18 protein-coding genes and 1 pseudogene are annotated in these 20,035 nt (G+C 64.4%); 9 read left to right on the top strand and 10 right to left on the bottom strand.

What is annotated here, in order from left to right; all coding sequences use genetic code 11:
• Window positions 1–81: 81 nt before the first annotated feature.
• Both AB870_RS05030 and AB870_RS05025 read left to right on the top strand, forming a co-directional pair.
• Window positions 82–576, top strand: coding sequence for an SRPBCC family protein (locus AB870_RS05030; protein ID WP_047908815.1), 495 nt, complete (start codon window positions 82–84; stop codon window positions 574–576).
• A gap of 129 nt (window positions 577–705) precedes the next feature.
• Complete coding sequence (locus AB870_RS05025) at window positions 706–1,932, top strand: aminotransferase-like domain-containing protein (protein ID WP_047907175.1); 1,227 nt, start codon at window positions 706–708, stop codon at window positions 1,930–1,932.
• Window positions 1,933–1,987: 55 nt separating this feature from the next.
• Here the strand turns inward: AB870_RS05025 and AB870_RS05020 are convergent, their stop codons facing one another.
• On the bottom strand, window positions 1,988–2,902 hold the full coding sequence (locus tag AB870_RS05020) for a LysR family transcriptional regulator (protein ID WP_047907174.1): 915 nt from the start codon (window positions 2,900–2,902) through the stop codon (window positions 1,988–1,990).
• A gap of 300 nt (window positions 2,903–3,202) precedes the next feature.
• On the opposite strand from AB870_RS05020, the gene AB870_RS05015 reads away from it, so the two are divergent.
• Window positions 3,203–4,231: a sigma-54-dependent Fis family transcriptional regulator gene (locus AB870_RS05015; protein ID WP_237170054.1), complete on the top strand. Its 1,029-nt coding sequence runs from the start codon at window positions 3,203–3,205 to the stop codon at window positions 4,229–4,231.
• Window positions 4,232–4,283: 52 nt separating this feature from the next.
• Here the strand turns inward: AB870_RS05015 and AB870_RS05010 are convergent, their stop codons facing one another.
• Window positions 4,284–5,282 (bottom strand): aldo/keto reductase, encoded by a 999-nt coding sequence (locus AB870_RS05010; RefSeq protein ID WP_047907172.1) that lies wholly within the window; start codon window positions 5,280–5,282, stop codon window positions 4,284–4,286.
• Window positions 5,283–5,748: 466 nt separating this feature from the next.
• Here AB870_RS05010 and AB870_RS05005 point away from each other — a divergent pair, with 466 nt between their 5' ends.
• Window positions 5,749–6,552, top strand: coding sequence for a 4'-phosphopantetheinyl transferase family protein (locus tag AB870_RS05005; protein ID WP_053059572.1), 804 nt, complete (start codon window positions 5,749–5,751; stop codon window positions 6,550–6,552).
• Window positions 6,553–6,701: 149 nt separating this feature from the next.
• On the opposite strand, the gene ahpF is transcribed toward AB870_RS05005, so the two are convergent.
• The 3 genes and pseudogenes from ahpF to AB870_RS04990 all read right to left on the bottom strand — a co-directional run.
• A complete protein-coding gene (gene ahpF, locus AB870_RS05000) occupies window positions 6,702–8,294 on the bottom strand; it encodes an alkyl hydroperoxide reductase subunit F (RefSeq protein WP_047907171.1) in 1,593 nt (530 codons plus the stop codon).
• A gap of 192 nt (window positions 8,295–8,486) precedes the next feature.
• Window positions 8,487–9,050 (bottom strand): alkyl hydroperoxide reductase subunit C, encoded by a 564-nt coding sequence (ahpC, locus tag AB870_RS04995; protein ID WP_010804507.1) that lies wholly within the window; start codon window positions 9,048–9,050, stop codon window positions 8,487–8,489.
• A gap of 205 nt (window positions 9,051–9,255) precedes the next feature.
• Window positions 9,256–9,831: pseudogene (locus AB870_RS04990) on the bottom strand (Vgb family protein); the annotation flags it as partial.
• Between the two features lie 41 nt (window positions 9,832–9,872).
• On the opposite strand from AB870_RS04990, the gene AB870_RS04985 reads away from it, so the two are divergent.
• On the top strand, window positions 9,873–11,264 hold the full coding sequence (locus AB870_RS04985) for a DEAD/DEAH box helicase (RefSeq protein WP_047907169.1): 1,392 nt from the start codon (window positions 9,873–9,875) through the stop codon (window positions 11,262–11,264).
• On the opposite strand, the gene AB870_RS04980 is transcribed toward AB870_RS04985, so the two are convergent.
• From AB870_RS04980 to AB870_RS04970, 3 genes are all read right to left on the bottom strand, one after another.
• The gene (locus AB870_RS04980) at window positions 11,217–11,630 is read right to left on the bottom strand and encodes a hypothetical protein (protein ID WP_047907168.1); all 414 of its coding nucleotides are present in this window, start codon (window positions 11,628–11,630) and stop codon (window positions 11,217–11,219) included. The two genes, AB870_RS04985 and AB870_RS04980, sit on opposite strands and share 48 nt — an antisense overlap.
• On the bottom strand, window positions 11,620–11,997 hold the full coding sequence (locus tag AB870_RS04975) for a hypothetical protein (protein ID WP_047907167.1): 378 nt from the start codon (window positions 11,995–11,997) through the stop codon (window positions 11,620–11,622). The genes AB870_RS04980 and AB870_RS04975 overlap by 11 nt, the downstream gene beginning before the upstream one ends.
• A gap of 231 nt (window positions 11,998–12,228) precedes the next feature.
• A complete protein-coding gene (locus AB870_RS04970; RefSeq protein ID WP_047907166.1) occupies window positions 12,229–12,471 on the bottom strand; it encodes a hypothetical protein in 243 nt (80 codons plus the stop codon).
• A 249-nt stretch (window positions 12,472–12,720) separates the two neighbouring features.
• On the opposite strand from AB870_RS04970, the gene AB870_RS04965 reads away from it, so the two are divergent.
• The 3 genes from AB870_RS04965 to AB870_RS04955 all read left to right on the top strand — a co-directional run bounded on the left by AB870_RS04965 (window position 12,721) and on the right by AB870_RS04955 (window position 16,002).
• Window positions 12,721–13,185, top strand: a complete 465-nt coding sequence (locus AB870_RS04965) for a MarR family winged helix-turn-helix transcriptional regulator (protein WP_084663338.1) — start codon at window positions 12,721–12,723, stop codon at window positions 13,183–13,185.
• 70 nt (window positions 13,186–13,255) lie between these two features.
• A complete protein-coding gene (locus tag AB870_RS04960; RefSeq protein ID WP_047907165.1) occupies window positions 13,256–15,010 on the top strand; it encodes a chloride channel protein in 1,755 nt (584 codons plus the stop codon).
• A gap of 143 nt (window positions 15,011–15,153) precedes the next feature.
• Window positions 15,154–16,002, top strand: coding sequence for a DUF72 domain-containing protein (locus tag AB870_RS04955; protein ID WP_053059571.1), 849 nt, complete (start codon window positions 15,154–15,156; stop codon window positions 16,000–16,002).
• A gap of 98 nt (window positions 16,003–16,100) precedes the next feature.
• Here AB870_RS04955 and AB870_RS04950 read toward each other — a convergent pair whose 3' ends face one another.
• Both AB870_RS04950 and pobA read right to left on the bottom strand, forming a co-directional pair.
• Window positions 16,101–17,480 (bottom strand): MFS transporter, encoded by a 1,380-nt coding sequence (locus tag AB870_RS04950; RefSeq protein WP_047907163.1) that lies wholly within the window; start codon window positions 17,478–17,480, stop codon window positions 16,101–16,103.
• A 93-nt stretch (window positions 17,481–17,573) separates the two neighbouring features.
• The gene (gene pobA / locus AB870_RS04945; protein ID WP_047907162.1) at window positions 17,574–18,752 is read right to left on the bottom strand and encodes a 4-hydroxybenzoate 3-monooxygenase; all 1,179 of its coding nucleotides are present in this window, start codon (window positions 18,750–18,752) and stop codon (window positions 17,574–17,576) included.
• Between the two features lie 263 nt (window positions 18,753–19,015).
• Between pobA and AB870_RS04940 the strand changes: the two genes are divergently transcribed.
• Window positions 19,016–20,029: a helix-turn-helix domain-containing protein gene (locus AB870_RS04940; protein ID WP_237170053.1), complete on the top strand. Its 1,014-nt coding sequence runs from the start codon at window positions 19,016–19,018 to the stop codon at window positions 20,027–20,029.
• The last annotated feature ends 6 nt before the right edge of the window (window positions 20,030–20,035 follow it).

The following is a 20,035-nucleotide window of genomic DNA, read 5'->3' as shown; positions in this document are numbered from 1 at the left end:
GAGCCGAACGTCCGAATGGCGTCACACCTTTGCACGATCCGATTTTTCGCGCAGTCCATTTTTTCTATCGAGGAGTTCATCATGCTGCAAAAAGTCCGCACCGAACTGCAACCCGATACGCTGATCCACAACCTCACGACGACCGTTCACGCCGGGGTTGCCGAGCTCGATGCCCCGGCGCGCGACGTCTGGAACATCGTGGGGCGCTTCGACGGCTACAACCGCTTCGTCACTGGTCTCGAATACATTCAGATGACGGGAACGGCGACCGGCCCGCGCTCACTGCGCCACAAACACTTCACCGGTGGCGATCTGGTCGTCGAGCAACTCAACACGCGCGACGACGACGCCATGACGATGAGCTGGACGCTGATCTACACCACGTTCGACATCGGCAACATGTGGGCGTCGATGGAAGTCGTGCCGCGCGGCGACAAAGCGTGTACGGCGACCTATCGCATCGTCGGGGAAGCCCGCTCGGGCAATCCGAAGGACCAACCGGCGTTCGACGCCTTCGCCGTCGGTTTCCTCAAGATGGCGATGGACAATCTGCGCAAGATGTTCAACGGCGCCTGAGTCGCCGCTGAACACCGGCTGAATACCGGCTGAATACCCGTTGAGTACAGCCCGCGTCATCGACGCGCCCCCGCCCCCGCGTGTCGCCACGTGGGGGCGTCCCGACTTCGCTTCGTCACGGACCGCCCCATGGACAGACATCTCCCGCCCGCCGGTCGCTGGCAACTCGCGGCGCGCGCGCAGCGCATGCAGCCCTCGGCGCTGCGCGAACTCCTCAAGGTCGCCGAACGCCCCGACATCATCTCGTTCGCGGGCGGCCTGCCCTCACCTTACGCGCTGCCGGTCGAACGGCTTCAGGCGTCGGTGGAGCGCATTTTGCGTCACGACGCGTCAGGCGCACTGCAATATGGCCCATCGGAAGGCTACCTGCCGTTGCGCGAAGCCATTGCGTCGCGCCTGACGCGCCAGGGCGCCGGCATCAGCCCTGCACAGGTACTCGTCACCACCGGCTCGCAGCAAGCGCTCGACCTCGTGGCCCGCGTGCTGATCGATCCCGGCTCGCGCGTGCTGATCGAAACCCCGACGTACCTCGGTGCGGTCCAGGCACTGGCGCAGTACGAACCCGTCTTCGAGGAAGTGCCTGCCGACGCTGCGGGTCTGCTGCCCGAGCGTCTGGACGAGGCATCGATGCGCCATGCCCGGCTGCTCTACACCCAGCCCAACTTTCAGAACCCCACGGGACGCACCCTCGCCCATGAGCGGCGCATCGCGCTGGTGTCGAAAGCCATGCGCAACGGCCTGCTGCTCGTGGAAGACGACCCTTACGGCGAACTCGTCTACAGCGGCGCTACACCGCCTTCGCTGCTGTCGATGGCGCCGCAGGGTGTCGTGCATCTCGGCTCGTTCTCGAAAGTTATCGCGCCGGGTCTGCGCGTCGGCTATGTCGTCGCGCCCGACGAACTCATGCTCAAGCTGCTGCAAGCCAAGCAGGCCAGCGATCTGCATACGACCGGCATCACGCAGCGACTGGCGCATGCGCTGCTGACCGACGGCGAGTACGACGCACATCTCGACGCGATTCGCCAGCGCTACCGCGCGCAATGCGCCCTCATGCTCGAATGCCTCGCGCAGCACATGCCCGAGGGCGTTTCGTGGACGCGCCCGAGCGGCGGAATGTTCCTCTGGGTGACGTTGCCGGCGCACATCGACAGCGCAAGTCTGTTCGACGATGCACTCGCGCGCGGCGTCGCGTTCATTCCAGGCGCGTCGTTCCATGCGGTCGCACCGAAGGCGAACACGATGCGGCTGACGTTCACGACCGCCACGCCGTCGCAAATCGAAACCGGCATCGCACGTCTGGCGCAGGCCATCAAGGCACGTCTGCGAAACACGGAAGCCTGCCTCTCCGTCTCTTAGCCCGCTGCGGCGAACACGACGCCGCAGCCGCCGGCGTCGCCCGCGCGGCGGCATCTTACGCGCACACCTGAAGCGCGGCGTCCGACGGCTCGAAGAGCCCGAGGTTCTGCGCCGTCTGCACGAAGCGCGGCACGCAGGGATTGCGGCTCCTCTCGTTCCATACCAGCGCCACGTCGATGTACGGTGCGTGCAGCAACGGCACGAACTGAACGTTCTCCGCCCGCGTGCTGCGCATCGAGCTGTGCACCAGCGCAACTCCAAGGCGCTGCGCGACCAGGTTCACGATGGTCTGCTGAAAGTTCGTCTCCAGGCGCACGCGCGGTGCGAAGCCGGCCTGACGGCAATGCTCGGTGATCGTGTTGTAGATGAACGGCGAGGCTTCGCGGGGAGAAATGATGAAGGCGTCGTCGCGCAGCTCGCCGATGGAAATCGCGGTGCGCGCGGCGAGCCGATGACCGGCGGGCAGCGCCGCGACCAGCGGTTCGCGAAAGATGGTTTCCGTGCATAGCTCATCGGAAGCATCGGACGAGTACATGATGCCGACGTCCACTTTGCCGCAGCGCAACTCATCGGCCAGTTCGGTCGGGATCTTTTCCTTGAGTTTGACTTCGATGCGCGGGAATGCCGCGGCGAAAGCGCGTGTGAGCACCGGCAGCACGCTGCATGCAACGGCGAACATGAAACCCGCGCAGAGCATGCCCGAGTCTCCCACTTCGGCCGCGCGCGCGTGAGAGCGTGCCTGATCGAGTGTGGCGAGCACGGAGCGTGCGTCCCGATAGAAGCGCTGCCCCGCGGCCGTGAGCGCCACGCTGCGCTGCGTGCGCTGAAACAGCACCACCCCCAGCTCCTCTTCGAGCATCGCGATCTGGCGCGACAACGGTGGTTGCGAAATGTGCAGCAGATTTGCTGCCCGCCCGAAGTGGAGCGTTTCAGCCAGTACTACGAAATAACGAAGTTGCCTCAGTTCCATGGAGCTTTTTCCCCTTGAAAGAACATCGGTTTCTATTCATAGCGAACCGGTATCAGTCATCGCATCATATGGTATTGGAGACCGCTCGCGAATCGAACTATCCTTGGTCTTGCTTTATGGAGCACCCCCCAAGGCATTCGCCACGATGCGAACTCGCGCCGCCAAACGCGGCGCCCGCCAATTCCAATAAAGTCAATGAGAGACGCTATGTACGCCCACGATCCGCTGGACCGTTCAAACGCAAACTTTCAGTCTTCCTCCGGGCCATCGCTCGACCGGCTCTGCGGCAACGACCCCTCGATGCTGGCGACCCTTGCCCGCGCCCGCCTGCTCATCGATCGTCAGCTTCCCATTCTGATCCTTGGAGAAACCGGAACCGGCAAGGAATATCTCTCGCGGGCACTGCACAATTACAGCGCCCGCCGCCACGCGAACATGGTGTCGGTCAACTGTGGCTCGATCCCCGAAAACCTGATTGAAAGCGAATTGTTCGGCTACCAGCGCGGCGCCTTCTCCGGCGCGCTCAATACCGGCATGAAAGGCAAAGTCGTGCAGGCCGATGGCGGCACGCTCTTTCTCGACGAAATCGGCGACATGCCGTTCGCACAGCAAACGCGCTTGCTGCGCGTACTCTCCGAGCGGGAAGTCACGCCCATCGGCTCGGCCACCCCCGTGCCCGTCGACCTGCAACTCATTTGTGCAACGCACCAGAATCTCGAATCGCGCGTTCAGGCCGGTGCGTTTCGCGAAGACCTTTACTATCGGGTCGCCGTGGGCATCGTGCATCTACCCCCCCTACGGCTACGGCAGGACCGTGCCTGGTTGCTCGACGCGATGATCGTCGCGGAGTCGCACGGCAACGCCAATTTCGATTCCCTCGACAGCGAAACACGCGAGTTGCTGCTGTCGTACGCATGGCCAGGCAACCTGCGTCAGATGCGCGCCGCGGTCCAGTACGCGTGTGCCGTCAAAGGCGACGATACGATCCGGATTCCGGATCTGCCTGCGAATCTCGTGCAAAGTGCGACGTCGATGGCCGCATCGGCCCCTTCTTCCGCCGTGCCGACGATCGCGTCTGCCAGGCCGCCATCGCAGGCCGCAGGCGCTTCCGGCAATATTCAGGTGGCGCCGCTCGCATCGCTGTCGGCCATCGCCAACGGCGAGCGTGAAATCATCATTCGCGTGCTGTCCTCGCGACGCTGGAACATCTCTGCCGCTTCGCGCGAACTCGGCATCTGCCGCACGTCGCTCTATCGCAAGCTGCGCGAACTGCACATTCCTCACGTGCGCGATATGGGCAGCGACGTGCTGCTCGGGCCGGATCGCTGAACCCGCAAGCGGGCGGCACGCCATGCCGCCCGCCCGTTTCACGACGCGTGGATCAGGCGGGGTCCGCCAGCAACGCCATCATCGCCGTGGCCTTGTAGCGTGCCCCGGTCGTCGTCCCTGCGAAGAAGTGCGTATCGAGGGCTGCGCCCATCGCGGCGTCGATGTGCAGGCTCGCGGCACCGAGGTTCTCCTCCAGACGGTTCACGCGGCGCGTGCCCGGAATCGGCACAATGTCGTCGCCGCGCGACAGCAGCCATGCAAGGGCCAGTTGCGCGGGCGTCACGCCGATTTGCGCGGCATGGCCGGCGAGCGTTTTGGCCAGCCGCACGTTGGCTTCGAAATTTTCGCCCTGCAAGCGCGGGTCGGACGTGCGGCGCGAGTCGCCTTCCGGAAACTCCTCCGCGCGCCGCGCCGTCCCGGTGAGGAATCCCCGCCCGAGCGGTGCGAACGGCACGAGTCCCACCCCAAGCTCGCGCAGGCAAGGCAGGATCGACGCTTCGATGTCGCGATGCCAGAGCGAGTATTCGCTTTGCAATGCACTGACGGGATGGACGGCGTGTGCTCGGCGAATCGTCCGCTCGCTGGCTTCCGACAGTCCGAAGTAGCGCACCTTGCCAGCCTTCACGAGTTCGCCGACCGTGCCTGCCACGTCTTCGATCGGCACGTTGGGATCGACGCGGTGCTGGTACAGCAGATCGATGTAGTCGGTGCCCAGCCGCGCCAGGCTCGCGTCGACGACTTCCCTGATGTGCTCGGGACGGCTGTCGGCGCCGGTCACGGTGCCGTTCTCGAAACGGAATCCGAACTTGGTCGCGATTATCGCCTGGTCGCGACGGCCCTTGAGCACCCGCCCAAGCAACCGTTCGTTCGCGAACGGTCCGTACACTTCAGCCGTATCGAAGAAATTGCACCCCAGCGCCAACGCCCGTTCCAGCACACGAACCGATTCGGTGTCGTCGGACGGTCCGTAGGCATAGCTCATGCCCATACAACCGAGACCCATAGCGGGGACTTCCAGTCCTTGATTGCCTAGCCGGCGTGTTGGCAGCATCGCGAAGACTCCTTTGTTGTGGTGGGAGCGCCGGCATCGCGGGTCGCCCAATCCTCGCCACGCCATCCTGGCGCAGGCAGTGAGAAGCGAAGCGCGACACCGGCGCGTCGCCTTCCTCATGCAAGTTTCGAACCATTGCCGGGCATGATCTCCCGACGAAGTCTTCGGTTTCATTCACCGACCGGTACGACGGTCTTTCAACCCGCATGCCTGCACGCGATGCCTGCCGGAATCGTTTTTCCACGGCGTACTTCGTCGTGCTAAAGGTTGCCGTTTGCCGGGAAATCCGCGACCGAATCATCTGTCCGGCAATGCGACACCTGTCGCAACCTGCGACAGGTGTTCGCGCAGCGAAACGAACGCCCGACTCGCTCGGCAGGGCAAAGCAAGTCCCGCACGCCGATGGCATTCAAATTGCTTGGAGTCCATCATTTGTCTTCGCCCCGCACCAGGCGCTCGACACACGATGACAAACGACAACATGGCTGTACGTGCCGAAGGCAGGCTCGACCCGGGGGTATCGGAACTGGCGCTGGGGGTTGCGTTATACGGGGCGTCGGGCAATGTTCTGGCACGCTTCGGAGCGTGGTCCGATCATCTCAGCTCCGACGAACGCCGGCGCGCCGATGCCTTTTCCCGACCGGACGATCGGGAGGATTATGTGGCGGCGCATATCCTCGCGCGCGTGGCCGCCGCACGCGTGATCGGCAGCCCGGACATGCCCGGCGCCACAGCACGAACCTATGTGCTGATGCAGCGTTGCGAACGTTGCGGGGGCGCACACGGGCGCCCTCGCCTGCCGGCGCATCCCGGCCTGCACGTGAGCCTGAGCCACGCGCGCGGCGCGGTCGCCGCCGCCTGTGCCATATCGCCGGTGGGCATCGACGTCGAACACTGGGATGAAGCGCTCGCCGTCGATGCCGATCTGCCCGGCCTCAACGAGCGCGAGCGAATCCGGCTCGGTGCCTTTGCGGGCGTGGCGCCAAACCATCGCGCGCCGTCGCCTCGCGCACTGGCCTGGCTGCGTCTGTGGACGCGCAAGGAGAGTCTCGTCAAGATCGGCGCCGCGACACTGGCGGACATGAGCGGCATCGATATGTCCGCTCTGCCGATGAGCGAAGCGCCGCTGCGCGCGTGGCAACGGCGCGTCTCGCACGGCATGTGGGCGATGACGGACTGGCTGGATCCGGCGTTGCGCGTGACGGGGACGGTGTCGAGTCTCGCCCGCGTGAGCCTCGAACGGATCGATGCGCCGGCGCGATCGCAATGAGACAGCGTGCCGGGCTGCGGCGTCCGTCGCTCCCGTCGCTCCCGTCGTCCAGTCGCATCGCGTTCGAGGTGGCAAAAAAGCAAGCCGCCCCGGGGGGCGGCCTGGGGGGCGGCCTGTTTCATGGTAGCCAACGCTGCCTTGCGATGCCCTCAGGCGACAGCGGCTTCGCGCTGGGTGGCGACGACGTCATCTTCCACCGAGCCGAGCATCAGATGTTCGAAGGCGCCGAGCGATGCCTTGGCCCCTTCACCGACCGCAATCACGATCTGCTTGAACGGCACGGTCGTGACGTCGCCCGCGGCGAATACGCCCGGCACGGATGTTGCCCCCTTCGCATCGACTTCGATCTCGCCATGACGCGAGAGCGACACCGTGCTCCCCAACCATTCGGTATTCGGCACCAGACCGATCTGCACGAACACGCCTTCGAGGGCAATCGTCGCAGTCTCGCCCGTCGAGCGGTCACGGTACACCAGAGCGTTCACCTTCTGGCCGTCACCGACGATCTCGGTGGTCTGCGCGTTCGTCAGTACCCGCACGTTCGACAGACTGCGCAGCTTGCGCTGGAGCACTTCGTCGGCGCGCAACTGCGTGCCGTATTCGATTAGCGTGACTTCCTTGACGATGCCCGCCAGGTCGATAGCCGCTTCCACGCCCGAGTTGCCGCCGCCGACCACCGCAACGCGCTTGCCTTTGAACAACGGACCATCGCAGTGCGGGCAGTACGCCACGCCACGGTTGCGGTATTCGCGCTCGCCCGGGGCGCCGATTTCGCGCCAGCGGGCACCCGTGGCCAGCACCACGGCGCGGGCCTTGAGAACGGCGCCGCTGGCCAGATGCACTTCGTGAATCTTGCCCGGAATCAACGCTTGGGCACGCTGCGTGTCGATCACGTCCACGTCGTACGTCCTTACGTGCTGCTCCAGCGCGGTGGCGAACTTCGGCCCTTCGGTGTGCGTGACCGAGACGAAGTTCTCGATGGCCATCGTGTCGAGCACCTGACCGCCAAAACGCTCGGCGACGACGCCCGTCACGATGCCCTTTCGCGCCGCGTAAATCGCGGCCGCAGCACCGGCCGGCCCGCCCCCCACAATCAGCATGTCGTAGACCGGCCGGTTCTCGAGCGCCTTCGCGGCGCGGGCCGTTGCGCCCGTGTCGAGTTTGGCCAGCAGTTCCTTCACGCTGGTGCGGCCCTGGGTGAACGATTCGCCGTTGAGAAACACGGTCGGCACCGCCATCACCTGTCGCGCTTCGACTTCACTCTGGAATAGCGCCCCGTCGATGGTGATTTGCTGGATGCGCGGGTTGATGAGCGCCATGACGTTGAGCGCCTGCACGACTTCCGGGCAGTTCTGGCACGACAGCGAAATGTACGTCTCGAAACGGAAGTCGCCATCGAGCGCGCGAATTTGCGCAATGGTGTCGTCGTCGAGCTTGAGCGGATGACCGCCGACTTGCAGCAACGCCAGCACCAGCGACGTGAACTCGTGCCCCATCGGCAGACCGGCAAAACGGATGCGCGGTGCCTCACCCGGCGTGCCGATCGCGAACGAGGGACGACGCTCGCGGGCGTCGTCGCGCGAGACGACGGTGATCTTGTCGGAGAGCGGTGCGATCTCGTCGATCAGCGACTTCATTTCGGCGGACTTGGGGCTATCGTCCAGCCACACGGCGATCTCGATGGGGCGCGTGACTTTCTGGAGATACGTTTGCAACTGGGCTTTGAGGTTCGCGTCCAACATGGCTTGTTTTCCGTCTCGAAAGGGTGAGCGAGGTCCACCGCGTCGGCCGGTGGCTGGCGCAGGTAAGCGTCGGGGAATTCGGGGTGGGTGCCGGCGCAACGGGGTTTAGGGGGGCCCGCGCGCCGGCAGGAGACGCCGCTGCGTGACCCGAGCGGCGCTTGCAGCAACGAAGCTGCGGTGAAACCGTGAACCTTAGATCTTGCCGATCAGGTCGAGCGACGGGCTGAGCGTTTCGGCGCCCGGCGTCCACTTCGCGGGACAGACTTCACCCGGGTGAGCGGCGATGTACTGAGCGGCCTGCACCTTGCGCAGCAGTTCCTTGGCGTCGCGGCCGATACCGTTGTCGTGAATTTCACACAACTTGATCTCGCCTTCCGGGTTGATGACGAACGTCCCGCGCAGGGCCAGGCCCTCTTCTTCGATCAGCACGTCGAAGTTGCGCGAGATCGCCAGCGTCGGGTCGGCAACCATCGGATATTGGATCTTCCGGATCGTGTCCGACGTGTCGTGCCAGGCCTTGTGCGTGAAATGCGTGTCGGTCGAGACACTGTAGATCTCAACGCCCAGCTTCTTGAATTCTTCGTAGTGGTCGGCCAGATCGCCCAGTTCGGTCGGGCACACGAAAGTGAAGTCCGCCGGGTAGAACACCACCACCGACCACTTGCCCTTGAGGGTTTCGTCGGTCACGGTGATGAAGTCGCCATTTTGGTAGGCATTGGCTTTGAACGGCTTGATCTGGGTGTTGATGATCGGCATGTCGTTGTCTCTCTGACTGGGTGGAAAGTGTTGCCAGTATGCCGAATGCTATCGATAAATAGAAATTGATTATTGAAATCTATGCAATTAAGCCAGACTATCGAAGGCGATAGGCTGGCGGCAATGGCGTCCGCCGCGCACTGACGGCACGCCGCGGACGATGAATGCGGCACCTGCGCGGCATGCCGGGTTTTATTCCGAAGACTCAGGCTTTGGGATAACGCACGGCACGCACCTTACCGCTGGCTGCGCCGCCGCAATAGAACGTGCCGGCGCCGTCATACTCCAGGCCGCTGACGACCAGACCGCCGGGCATCTGCACTCGCGTGAGGACTTCCCCACTTACCGCGTCCACTTGACGCAGTTCGCACTCGTCGTTTTCCCGCGTGCCGTGCCACAGTTCGTCGTTCGCCCATGTCACACCGGTGACGAAGCGGTCGGATTCGATGGTACGCAACACGCGCCCGTCCTTCGGATCGATTTGCAGGATGCGGCGGTCGCGGTATTGCCCGATCCACAGGCTACCCTCGGCCCACGTCAGCCCCGAATTGCTGCCACGGTCCGCGGGGGCGGGAATGGAGTCCAGCACACGTCCCGTCGCCGGATCGATCCTGTCGATGCGCGACTCTGCGATTTGATAGAGATGCTTGCCGTCGAAGGCGGTACCGGCGTCGCTCGACACATCGAGCGTGCGAGTGACGTTCCCGTTCGCCGGGTCGAAGGCGAGGAGGGATTCACCGGTTGCCGCCCACACCTGCCGTCCGTCGAAGGTCACGCCGTGCGGCACCCGCTAGAATTGCGGTTTTAGCCGGAAATACGTCCATGTCCTTTGCCTCGCTTGGCCTCATTGCACCGTTGTTGCGTAACGTGCAGGCGCTCGATTACCAGACACCGACACCGGTGCAGGTCAAAGCCATTCCCGCCGTGCTCGGCGGCAAGGACGTCGTGGCGGCAGCACAGACCGGCACAGGCAAGACGGCGGGCTTCGCGCTGCCGTTGCTGCAACGGCTGGTGCAACACGGCCCCGCCGTATCGAGCAACCGTGTCCGCGTTCTGGTACTGGTGCCCACGCGTGAACTGGCCGAGCAAGTGCTGCAAAGCTTTGTCGAGTACGGCCGGGGCCTCGATTTGCGATTTCTGGCTGCGTACGGCGGCGTGAGCATCAATCCGCAGATGATGAAGTTGCGCAAAGGCGTGGACGTGCTCGTCGCCACGCCCGGGCGCCTGCTCGACCTGAACCGGCAGAACGCCGTGCAATTCGACCAGGTCCGCGCGTTGGTGCTGGACGAAGCCGACCGCATGCTCGATCTGGGTTTCGCGCGCGAACTCAACGCGATCTTCGCCGCCTTGCCGGCGCAGCGCCAGACCTTGCTGTTCTCCGCCACGTTCAGCGACGATATCCGCACGATGGCGGCGAAGATACTTCGCGACCCCGTCGACATCAGCGTCAGTCAACCCAATGCCGCAGCAAGCAGGATCAAGCAGTGGGTGATTCCGGTGGACAAGCGCAACAAGCCCGACCTGTTCATGCATCTCGTGGCAGCGAACAAGTGGACACATGCGCTCGTGTTCGTCAAAACACGTAACGGCGTGGAGTATCTGGCGGCCTTGCTCGATGAAGCGGGTTATGCGATCGACACCATTCACGGCGATAAGCCGCAACCGGCGCGCCTACGCGCGCTGGAACGCTTCAAAGCGGGCGAAGTCCAGATGCTGGTCGCCACCGACGTGGCCGCGCGCGGTCTGGATATCGATGACCTGCCGTTGGTCATCAACGTGGATCTGCCTATCGTCGCGCAGGACTACGTGCACCGGATCGGTCGTACCGGACGCGCAGGGGCGAGCGGCGCCGCCATCTCGCTCGTGTGCGCCGACGAGGCCCCGCAGTTGGCCGCCATCGAGGCGCTGATCCGCCAAACGCTGCCTCGCGAAGAAGAGCCGGGATTCGAAGCCGAACACCGCGTGCCGGAGACGAACGCGGCGGGCCAGATCGTCAGGAAACCGAAAAAACCGAAGAAGCCGAAGGTGGCGCAGGCCATGTCAGCCGACGTCCAACGAAACACCGGCGCGCAAAATACCGCTTTCAATGGGAAACGCGCGTCGAGTCATCCTCTTTTCGGCGGTCGCAGGAAGACGGGGCAACCGACCGGCACGACAACGCCTGGCTCACGTAAGACCGTGGGCAAACCACCCGTGCGGCGCGGCAAACGTTAGCGGGTCGACGTGAACGGGCAGCGTTTCCCTCCTTCTGCCTGAACCGGCGTGCAATTGGCCAATCTGTCCGGCGACGGCGCTCAACAGGTTGAACGCCTCCTCAGGCGTCGCGCGCGGTGGCGCGGGCTTGCTGTCGATCACGTAGCGCTCGAATGTCACAAAGAGGGCGAAGACCGCGAGATCGGACGACTGCTGTTCCGCTTGCTGCAAGGCCGTTTCCGCGTCTTCCCACGAGGCCCCGCCGAACTCGATGCGCGGACCGATTGCCTTGTGCTGGTTGAGCACGGCAAGTTTCGCCGCATTAAGACTTTCATGTGACACGCGGAACGCGTCGTAGACCGCATGTAGCGGATCGTCAAAATTCATAGTTGGATACATCGGTGAGCAAGTCCAGAAACAGCGCTTCGTCAATAAACACCGGCCGGCGGACTCTCGCCTCGAACCAATACCAGCCGTCCACTTCGATATTGCGCACAATACGTGCGGTCGATGCACGCCCCGGGCGATGAGTCACGATGGTCGCCGACTTGGGACCAAGTACCGCCTCGCCCTGAAACAGAAGGGCATGCGATCCCAACCACCCGACAACATCCACGCGGCCATCCGCGGCAATAACCTTCGACGCAATCGGAACCAGCTTGGCAAGCAGAACGTCATCGCTCCAGATTTTCCGGCCCGGGACCTCATACTCCCCTTCGCACTCCTCCCGCACCGTGAAGGGGACGACCTCCACTCGCAGCGGCCGCCGTGCGGGACGTTGCGATGCCGGTGGTCTAAAGAAGACGCAAGCGTACGGGACGCACGAAAGCGCGCGACACAGGATTCGCTCATGAGAATTGCGCGGGTCTGGCGTCAGCCAGCAACGACGGCCCGCAGGCCGCTCAATGTCCGTCGGCCCGCGTTACCGGTCCGAAGCGGAAATCGGAAAATGCTGCGCTTTTTCGCAAAGAGGTACGTTGATCGTTCAGCGCGCCGGCGACGCCCCGTCGTCGCGGCAATCGCCTGCGGGACAGCGAGACGGCGTACCGCGCGCACGCGCGGCCTGCCCGGACGCCGTGCCCTGACGTCCGACGCCGATCTGCTCAAAGACACCGCCGCCGATCTCGAAACCGGTGGCGTAGTGATAGGCGGCAACGGTCGAACCGAGTGCCACCGATAGCAACAACAACGTTCCCGTACGCCAGCGGCGTCGGACCGTGGAAGCCATGTCTCCTCCCTGTCAGAGGTCGGCCCGCCCGGAAGACGCCTGTCACCGGTTCACGGCAAACAGTACTGCGGCACTGCTGCGTCCTGGCGGGGATCGAGTTTCCAGTCACTACTGAGTCTCGTTTTTTCGCGATTCTGCACGTGAGGCGCGCAATTTGTCACCCCGGGTATCCCTAAGACGATCAAATATATCGTGACATGATATATTTTTCCGTTTTCCGACCTTTCCCATATCCACAGCTGCCGACTTATGACTGCATCGACACCGCCGGATACTCCGCAAGGCTCGCCGGCCGCCCACACGCCGATCGGCGCCGACGCGCTGACCAAGAGCGATTTCGAAGCGCTCTCCGAATTCCGCTATCGCCTGCGCCGCTTTCTCAATTTAAGCGAGACCGCCGCGCGCGAAGGTGGCATCACGCCGCAGCAGTACCTGTTGTTGCTGCACGTCAAAGGTATCCCGGGACGTAACTGGGCGTCCATCAGCGAATTGGCCGAACGGCTTCAGGCGGTGCATCACAGCGTGGTGGCGCTCGTCGCCCGATGCGAGAAGGCCGGGCTTGTGACCCGCCGTCAGAACGAGAGCGACCGGCGCGTGGTGGAAATCCATCTGTCGCCGGCCGGCGAGGCATGCCTCGCGAACCTCGCCGCCCAGCATCGCAACGAGTTGAGCACCTTCGCCGACATCTTTCACATTCGTGGCGTTCATCTGTAACACCGGTACTGTTATGCCTTCCGTTCCGCCCAACACTCACGCGCAAGCGTCGCCTCCGACGCACACGCCAATGGCCTTGCCCGAACATGCGCGCGATTTCGCTCGCGCGCCGGGGCTGCCGCGAGTCATCGCGCTTGCCGCCATCATCGGCTTGTGCGGCGTGCCGGCCGCCTGGCTGCTGCTCAACCTGATTCAGGGCTTCACCAACCTGTTCTTCTACCAGACACTCTCGTTCGCGCCGCGCCCGACCGCGCAAAACACACTCGGCGTCGCGGTCATCGCCCTGCCGGTCGTCGGCGGGCTGATCGTTGGCGCGATGGCACGTTTGGGCAGCGACAAGATTCGCGGTCATGGCATTCCCGAAGCCATCGAAGCGATCCTGTTCGGCAAGAGCAAGATGTCGCCGCGCGTGGCCGTCCTCAAGCCGCTCTCGTCGGGCATCGTGATCGGCAGCGGCGGGCCGTTCGGCGCCGAGGGTCCGATCATCATGACGGGCGGGGCCATCGGCTCGCTCATCGCACAGTACTTCCACCTGAGCGCCGCAGAACGCAAGACCCTGCTGGTCGCCGGCGCCACGGCCGGCATGACGGCCGTGTTCGGCACCCCCGTTGCGGCGGTCCTGCTCGCCGTCGAACTACTGCTCTTCGAATGGCGTCCGCGTAGTCTGCTGCCGGTGATCGTCGCCTGCGCCGTCGCGGGTTTTGCCCGTCCACTGCTGCTCGAAGCCGGCCCCCTTTTCCCGATGACGACGCCCGCCGTCTCGCCGATTGCGCTGATCTCCTGCCTGATCGCGGGCGTGTGCGCCGGCCTGCTCTCGGCCGGCATGTCGCGGGCGCTGTATGCCATCGAAGACACCTTCCACAAACTCCCGGTGCACTGGATGTGGTGGCCGGCCATCGGCGGCCTCGCGGTCGGCATCGGGGGCTATCTCGAACCGCGCGCGCTGGGCGTGGGCTACGACGTCATCGCCGACCTGCTCGCCGGTCACTTCACGATGCATGCCGCGCTCGCGCTGCTGCTCGTCAAGGCGCTCATCTGGGCGATTGCCCTGGGCTCATGCACGTCCGGCGGCGTGCTCGCCCCGCTGCTCATGATCGGCGCGGGCCTCGGCACCTTGCTCGCCCCGATGCTTCCGGGCGGCGACATCACGCTGTGGGCACTCGTATGCATGGCGGCAACGCTCGCCGGCGTGCTCGGCGCCCCGCTCACGGCCATCGTGTTCGCGCTGGGTCTCACGCATGACGTGAATGCCCTGCTGCCCTTGCTGTTGACGTGCGGCGTGTCCTACGGTGTCGCCATCCGGATCATGCCGCGCTCCATCATGACGGAGAAAATCGCCCGTCGCGGACGTCACATCCATCGCGAATACGGCGTCGATCCGCTGGAACGTCTGCACGTGGGCGAACTGATGACCCGCGAGCCGGAGTCGCTCGGCGGCGATTTGTCGATCGAGCAGGCCGCCCGTCAGGCGTTCGGCATGGGACAGCGCCATCGCGCCTACCCGGTGGTGGACGCCTCGCACGCGGTGCTCGGCATAGTCGATCGTCAGGCGCTGACGCGAGCCCGGGAACAGGGACTGCAGACGCTCCGGCAGTTGTACGGCGTGAACCCGCCGCTCGTCGCCCTGCCTTCCGAGACAGGACGCATCGTATCGGCACGCTTTGCCGCGCATCATCTGGAGCGTCTTCCGGTGGTGAGCGATGCGACGTCGCGCAAGCTTGTCGGCATCATCAGCCGCAGCGATCTGGTCAAACCGGCGGAGCATTGGCGCTCGGAAGAGGAGGTACGCGAGCGCATGCTGCATCTGGGGCGCAGGCGCCGCTGAGCACCCGGCGCGCCGTTGGTCCAGGGCACGCGTTCGCGCCGTGTGCACAGTCGGTGCACAACGGTTGACGCGCGCCACGTCGTTGCGCCACCATCGGGGACTTGATCCCACCGACCGCGCACCGCCGCGTGCGCCACTGCCCGATGGCGACGACCCGATCCCCCCGTACATCCCCCCCGGCAGCGCGCGAGCGGGACACGCGCATTCGCATTGGTGTGGGCGGCTGGAACTTCGCACCGTGGCAAGGCACGTTCTATCCCGAGAAGTGGCCCAGGCACCGCGAACTCGAATACGCCAGCCAGCACCTCACCTCCATCGAGATCAACAGCACGTTCTACGGCTCGCAAAAGCCCACGACGTTCCGCAACTGGTTCGCGCAAACGCCGGACGACTTCGTGTTCTCGGTCAAGGCCTCGCGCTATGCCACGCATCGTCGTGTGCTGGGCGAAGCGGGCGATTCCATCGCGCGGTTTTTCGACAGCGGTGTGCTGGAACTGGGCCGCAAGCTCGGCCCGGTCAACTGGCAGTTTGCCCCGTCGAAGACATTCGACGCACAGGACTTCGAGCACTTCCTGAGTCTGTTGCCCACGACGGCAGGCGGACATGCGATCCGCCACGCACTCGAAGTGCGTCATGAGAGTTTTGCGGTGCCCGAGTTCATTGCGCTGGCGCGCAAGTACGAGATGGCTATCGTGCTCGCCGGTGACGCCAGGTTCCCGTGCATTGCCGACGTCACCGCGCCGTTCGTCTATGCGCGCCTGATGGGCACCGAGGCGCGCTACAAACTCGGCTACGCGCCCAAGGCGATAACCCACTGGATCGCACGCGCGCGAACGTTCGCCGACGGCGGCGTTCCCGGCGATCTCGACGTGCTCGCCGACGCGCCGCCCAAAGCCGAACATCGCGATGTGTTTCTCTATGTCATCAGCGGCTTCAAGGAACGTAATCCGGCCGCCGCCATGGCGATGATCGACGCCCTTGCCGAACGCTGAGACGAACGCCCGCGCATCGCGATGAAAAACGCGGGGCACGGGGTGCCGCCTCCGGTACCGTAACCCGCCGGAACTACCGTCGATCGACGCACCGCATGTCAGTGCGTGGCGGCGGAATTGCGGGCTTCGCCGGCGTTGAGCGCCGGAAGGTCGCCCCGAGCGCGCTCCCACGCATGCTTTGCGAGCAGCGCCACGGTCGCGATCACTGCCGGAATCGCCAGCAACGAGAACGTCGCGGAAAAGCCCAGATGACGGCGCACCAGTTCGGCACCGAGCAATGCCCCGGCAATACCGCCGAAACGGCCGATGCCAAGCATCCACGCCACGCCCGTGGCGCGACCGTTGGTCGGGTAGAACATGGCGGCGAGCGACGGCATCGAGGACTGCGCGCCGTTCATCGCCGTGCCTGCGAGGAAAATCAGCGTGACCAGCATGCCGATGTTACCGATCGCCTGCCCGACCGCGTACACCAGCACCGCGGTGAGCGCGTAGCCCAGCGCCACCACCTTCTGCGCATTGAACTTGTCCATCAGCCAGCCCGAGAGAATCGTACCGATGCCGCCGCCGAGCGGGAACAGCGCCGTAACGAGAGCCGCGCGCTCGATGGTGAAGCCGGCGTCCTTGAACAGAATCGGCATCCAGCTCGTGAGCAGATAGAAGATCACGAGACCCATGAAGTAGGTCACCCAAAGCATCAGCGAACCGAAGCCGTATGGCTTCGAGAGCACCACACCGATGGCCGACCCGTTGTGCTTCGGGGCCGCTTCGTTGACTGTGAACGTGCCGACGTCGTCGAGCGGCTCGCCCGAAATTCGCGACAGAATGCGACGCACGCGCGCCACCGGCTTTTGCTTCACCACAAGAAATTTCACCGACTCCGGCAGGCAGGCAATCAGCAGCACCGACAGCACCAGCGGCAGCACGCCGCCGAGCACCAGCACGCTGTGCCAGCCGAAGTGCGGTATCAGCCACGACGCCACGAAGCCACCGACCGATGCACCGAGCGGGAAGCCGCAGAACATCGTGTTGACGATCACCGCGCGGCGCGCTTCAGGCGCGTACTCGGAGATAAGCGTGACGGCGTTCGGCATGGCGGCGCCCAGGCCGAGGCCCGTGAGAAAGCGCAGTATGGTCAGCGTCTGGAGATCCTGCGCGAAGGCGGTCGCGAGGCTCGCCACGCCGAAGAACACCACGGAGAGCACCAGCACCGTCTTGCGACCGGCCCTGTCGGCCATGGGCCCGGCGAAGATTGCCCCGCCCGCCAGACCGAACAGCGCCGCCGACAGCACCGGACCGAGCGAGCCCTTGTCGATATGCCACTGCGCGACCAGCGACGGCGCAATGTAGCCGATCGCCGCGGTATCGAAGCCGTCGATGGCCACGACGAAGAAACACAGGGTCAGCACCAGCCATTGATAGCCGGAAAACGGTTGTGTGTTGATATAGGCGGGCACGTCCACCGTGCGTGGATGATTCATGACGCTGTCTCCTCGGGGCTCGGGCGCCCCGTTGTTCATATGCCACCGGGCCGGTTATAGCACACCGGTGGTTGCGTGTCGGCGAGGGCAAACTCAGACGAGCGGCAAGCCGACGTAGTTCTCCGCGAGCATCAGCGACGCGGCGCGCGAACCGACCACGTACTCCAGCTCCGAGCGTTGCATCTGCTGCTCGAACGGCGTGGTATCGTCCAGACGGTGCAGCAGGCGCGTCATCCAGTATGAGAAGTGCTCCGCGCGCCAGATTCGCTTGAGCGCCGCCTCCGAGTATCCCTGCAATGCGGTTTCACTGTCGCGACGATAGAAGTCGTCGAGCGCGCGCGACAGACGCCACACGTCGGCCACGGCGAGGTTCATTCCCTTCGCGCCGGTCGGTGGCACGATGTGGGCCGCATCACCCGCGAGAAACAAGCGACCGTGCTGCATCGGCGTGGCAACGAAGCTGCGCATTGCCACCACGTTCTTCTGAAAGATCGGCCCCTCCTTGAGACGCCAGCCGTCGCCGCTTTCGGTGCGCGTGTGCAGTTCCTCCCAGATGCGTGCGTCGCTCCATTGCTCGGCACGCTCGCCGGGGTCGCACTGGAAGTACATGCGCTGCACGCTCGGCGAGCGCGTGCTGATGAGCGCGAACCCCCGCTCGTGCGCCGCGTAGATCAGTTCGTCCGACGACGCGGGCGCTTCTACCAGCACACCGAACCAGCCGAACGGATACACGCGCTGATACTCCTTGCGCACCGACGCCGGCATGGCCGGCCGGCATACGCCGTGAAAGCCGTCGCAACCCGCGATAAAGTCGCACGTCAGACGGCGCGTCTGCCCGTCCACCGTGAATTGCACGCTCGGTTGGGTGCTATCGACATCGTGCACGGAAACGTTCGCGACATCGAACAGAATTTCACCCTGTGCCGCTTCGCGCGCGGCGATCAGATCCTTGATGACTTCATGCTGCGCATAGACCGTAATGGAGCGGCCGGTAAGTTCCGTGAGCGGGATCCGATGACGCTGGCCGCCGAACGCCAGCTCGACCCCGTGGTGCACCGCGCCCTCGCGGCGCATGCGCTCGCCGACGCCCGTCTCGTTGAGGATGTCCATCGTGCCCTGCTCCAGCACGCCGGCGCGAATGGTCGACTCCACCGATTCGCGCGAGCGCGATTCGAGCACGATCGAGTCGATGCCCCTGAGATGCAGCAGATGGGAAAGCAGCAGGCCGGCGGGGCCGGCACCGACGATGACGACGGGATAATGGGTGCGCATGGGTTGTCTCCTGTAATGGCGCCGCCCTCGTTCGGCATGTGCGCGTCTGTATCGACAGGTGAGCGGATTGCATTTCTTGGATGCTTCACGCTCGCCGCATCCGCTTGCGGACTGCGCGTAAACGAGCATGTCGATCGTGTTTTTGACGCCTTGTCACGAGGGGCGAATGCGTCATATCTTATGGAGCGCGCACGTCGCGTTGAATGGATGAATCGATAACTTTCTTGTACTTTTTCGACAACTTCGACCAAGGGAAAACCAGTATGTCAGGCGCGTCATCCCGGCAGCGCGCGGTGCGCGAGACAATCCCTGAATTCTCGTTGTACGGCGAGTTAACGGAAACCGACAGCGGCGATTTCGTCCATATCGAGTGGATCGAGACACGCAGCCGCCTCTACAACTGGCATATCGATACGCATCGGCATCTCGGCCTGTTTCAGGTACTGGCGATATTCGAGGGGACGGTCGAAGCAAACGTCGACGAGGCGACCTGGGAAGTCGAAGGACCGGCGGTCATCACGGTGCACCCGTCCGCGGTACACAACTTCCGGTTCTCGCGCGGCGCCCACGGCTTCGTGCTGACGATGGCGCAAAGCGTGCCGTTCGATACCGCCATCGGCGCGGATGCCGACATGACGTCGCTGCTGCGCAAACCGTGGCTGTTCCCGCTGGCCGAGGCACCGCAAACGCGCGACCGCTTGTACACGCTGCTCGGGCTCATCATGGACGAGTTCTCGCGCCCCCAGCTGGGGCATGCGGAAATGGTGGGGTGGCTCACACGCAGCGTGTTGCTGCTGCTCGCCCGTCTGCACGCGCATCACGATTCGGCCTCGCGCACGGGACGCACCGAACTGGATCTGTTTGCGCGATTTCGGGCGCTGGTGGAGACTCATTACACCGAAGCGTGGGCCGTTCCCGCGTATGCCGAACGTCTGCACGTCACGGAGAGCAAGCTCAATCGTCTGTGCCGTCGTATTGCCGGGAAATCGGCGTTCGATCTGGTGCAGGACCGGTTGATGCTCGAAGCGCGACGCAAGCTCATCTATATCCCCGCGCCGGTGTCTCACGTCGCTTACGAGCTCGGATTTCAGGACCCCGCGTATTTCTGCCGCGTATTCAAGCGGCATGTCGGCGTCACGCCGTCCGCGTTCCGGCGAACGGCGCAGCACGCGCATCTGGGCGAAGATGCACCAGGATGCGATGCGCCCGGTGGCGCCGTTGCGCTCGGAACGACCACCCCGGGCGCAACGGTCGAACCGGTGTCAGACCTCGCCTGACGCCCG

It is taken from the genome of Pandoraea faecigallinarum, assembly GCF_001029105.3.
Taxonomy (GTDB): Bacteria; Pseudomonadota; Gammaproteobacteria; order Burkholderiales; family Burkholderiaceae; genus Pandoraea; species Pandoraea faecigallinarum.
This window is presented reverse-complemented; position numbering and strand designations above follow the sequence as displayed.

Coding starts and splice junctions, on each gene's coding strand:
- AB870_RS05030 (WP_047908815.1), top strand. CDS start 82: ATGCTGCAAAAAGTCCGCACCGAACTGCAACCCGATACGCTGATCCAC.
- AB870_RS05025 (WP_047907175.1), top strand. CDS start 706: ATGGACAGACATCTCCCGCCCGCCGGTCGCTGGCAACTCGCGGCGCGC.
- AB870_RS05020 (WP_047907174.1), bottom strand. CDS start 2,902: ATGGAACTGAGGCAACTTCGTTATTTCGTAGTACTGGCTGAAACGCTC.
- AB870_RS05015 (WP_237170054.1), top strand. CDS start 3,203: ATGCTGGCGACCCTTGCCCGCGCCCGCCTGCTCATCGATCGTCAGCTT.
- AB870_RS05010 (WP_047907172.1), bottom strand. CDS start 5,282: ATGCTGCCAACACGCCGGCTAGGCAATCAAGGACTGGAAGTCCCCGCT.
- AB870_RS05005 (WP_053059572.1), top strand. CDS start 5,749: ATGACAAACGACAACATGGCTGTACGTGCCGAAGGCAGGCTCGACCCG.
- ahpF (WP_047907171.1), bottom strand. CDS start 8,294: ATGTTGGACGCGAACCTCAAAGCCCAGTTGCAAACGTATCTCCAGAAA.
- ahpC (WP_010804507.1), bottom strand. CDS start 9,050: ATGCCGATCATCAACACCCAGATCAAGCCGTTCAAAGCCAATGCCTAC.
- AB870_RS04985 (WP_047907169.1), top strand. CDS start 9,873: ATGTCCTTTGCCTCGCTTGGCCTCATTGCACCGTTGTTGCGTAACGTG.
- AB870_RS04980 (WP_047907168.1), bottom strand. CDS start 11,630: ATGAATTTTGACGATCCGCTACATGCGGTCTACGACGCGTTCCGCGTG.
- AB870_RS04970 (WP_047907166.1), bottom strand. CDS start 12,471: ATGGCTTCCACGGTCCGACGCCGCTGGCGTACGGGAACGTTGTTGTTG.
- AB870_RS04965 (WP_084663338.1), top strand. CDS start 12,721: ATGACTGCATCGACACCGCCGGATACTCCGCAAGGCTCGCCGGCCGCC.
- AB870_RS04960 (WP_047907165.1), top strand. CDS start 13,256: ATGGCCTTGCCCGAACATGCGCGCGATTTCGCTCGCGCGCCGGGGCTG.
- AB870_RS04955 (WP_053059571.1), top strand. CDS start 15,154: ATGGCGACGACCCGATCCCCCCGTACATCCCCCCCGGCAGCGCGCGAG.
- AB870_RS04950 (WP_047907163.1), bottom strand. CDS start 17,480: ATGAATCATCCACGCACGGTGGACGTGCCCGCCTATATCAACACACAA.
- pobA (WP_047907162.1), bottom strand. CDS start 18,752: ATGCGCACCCATTATCCCGTCGTCATCGTCGGTGCCGGCCCCGCCGGC.
- AB870_RS04940 (WP_237170053.1), top strand. CDS start 19,016: ATGTCAGGCGCGTCATCCCGGCAGCGCGCGGTGCGCGAGACAATCCCT.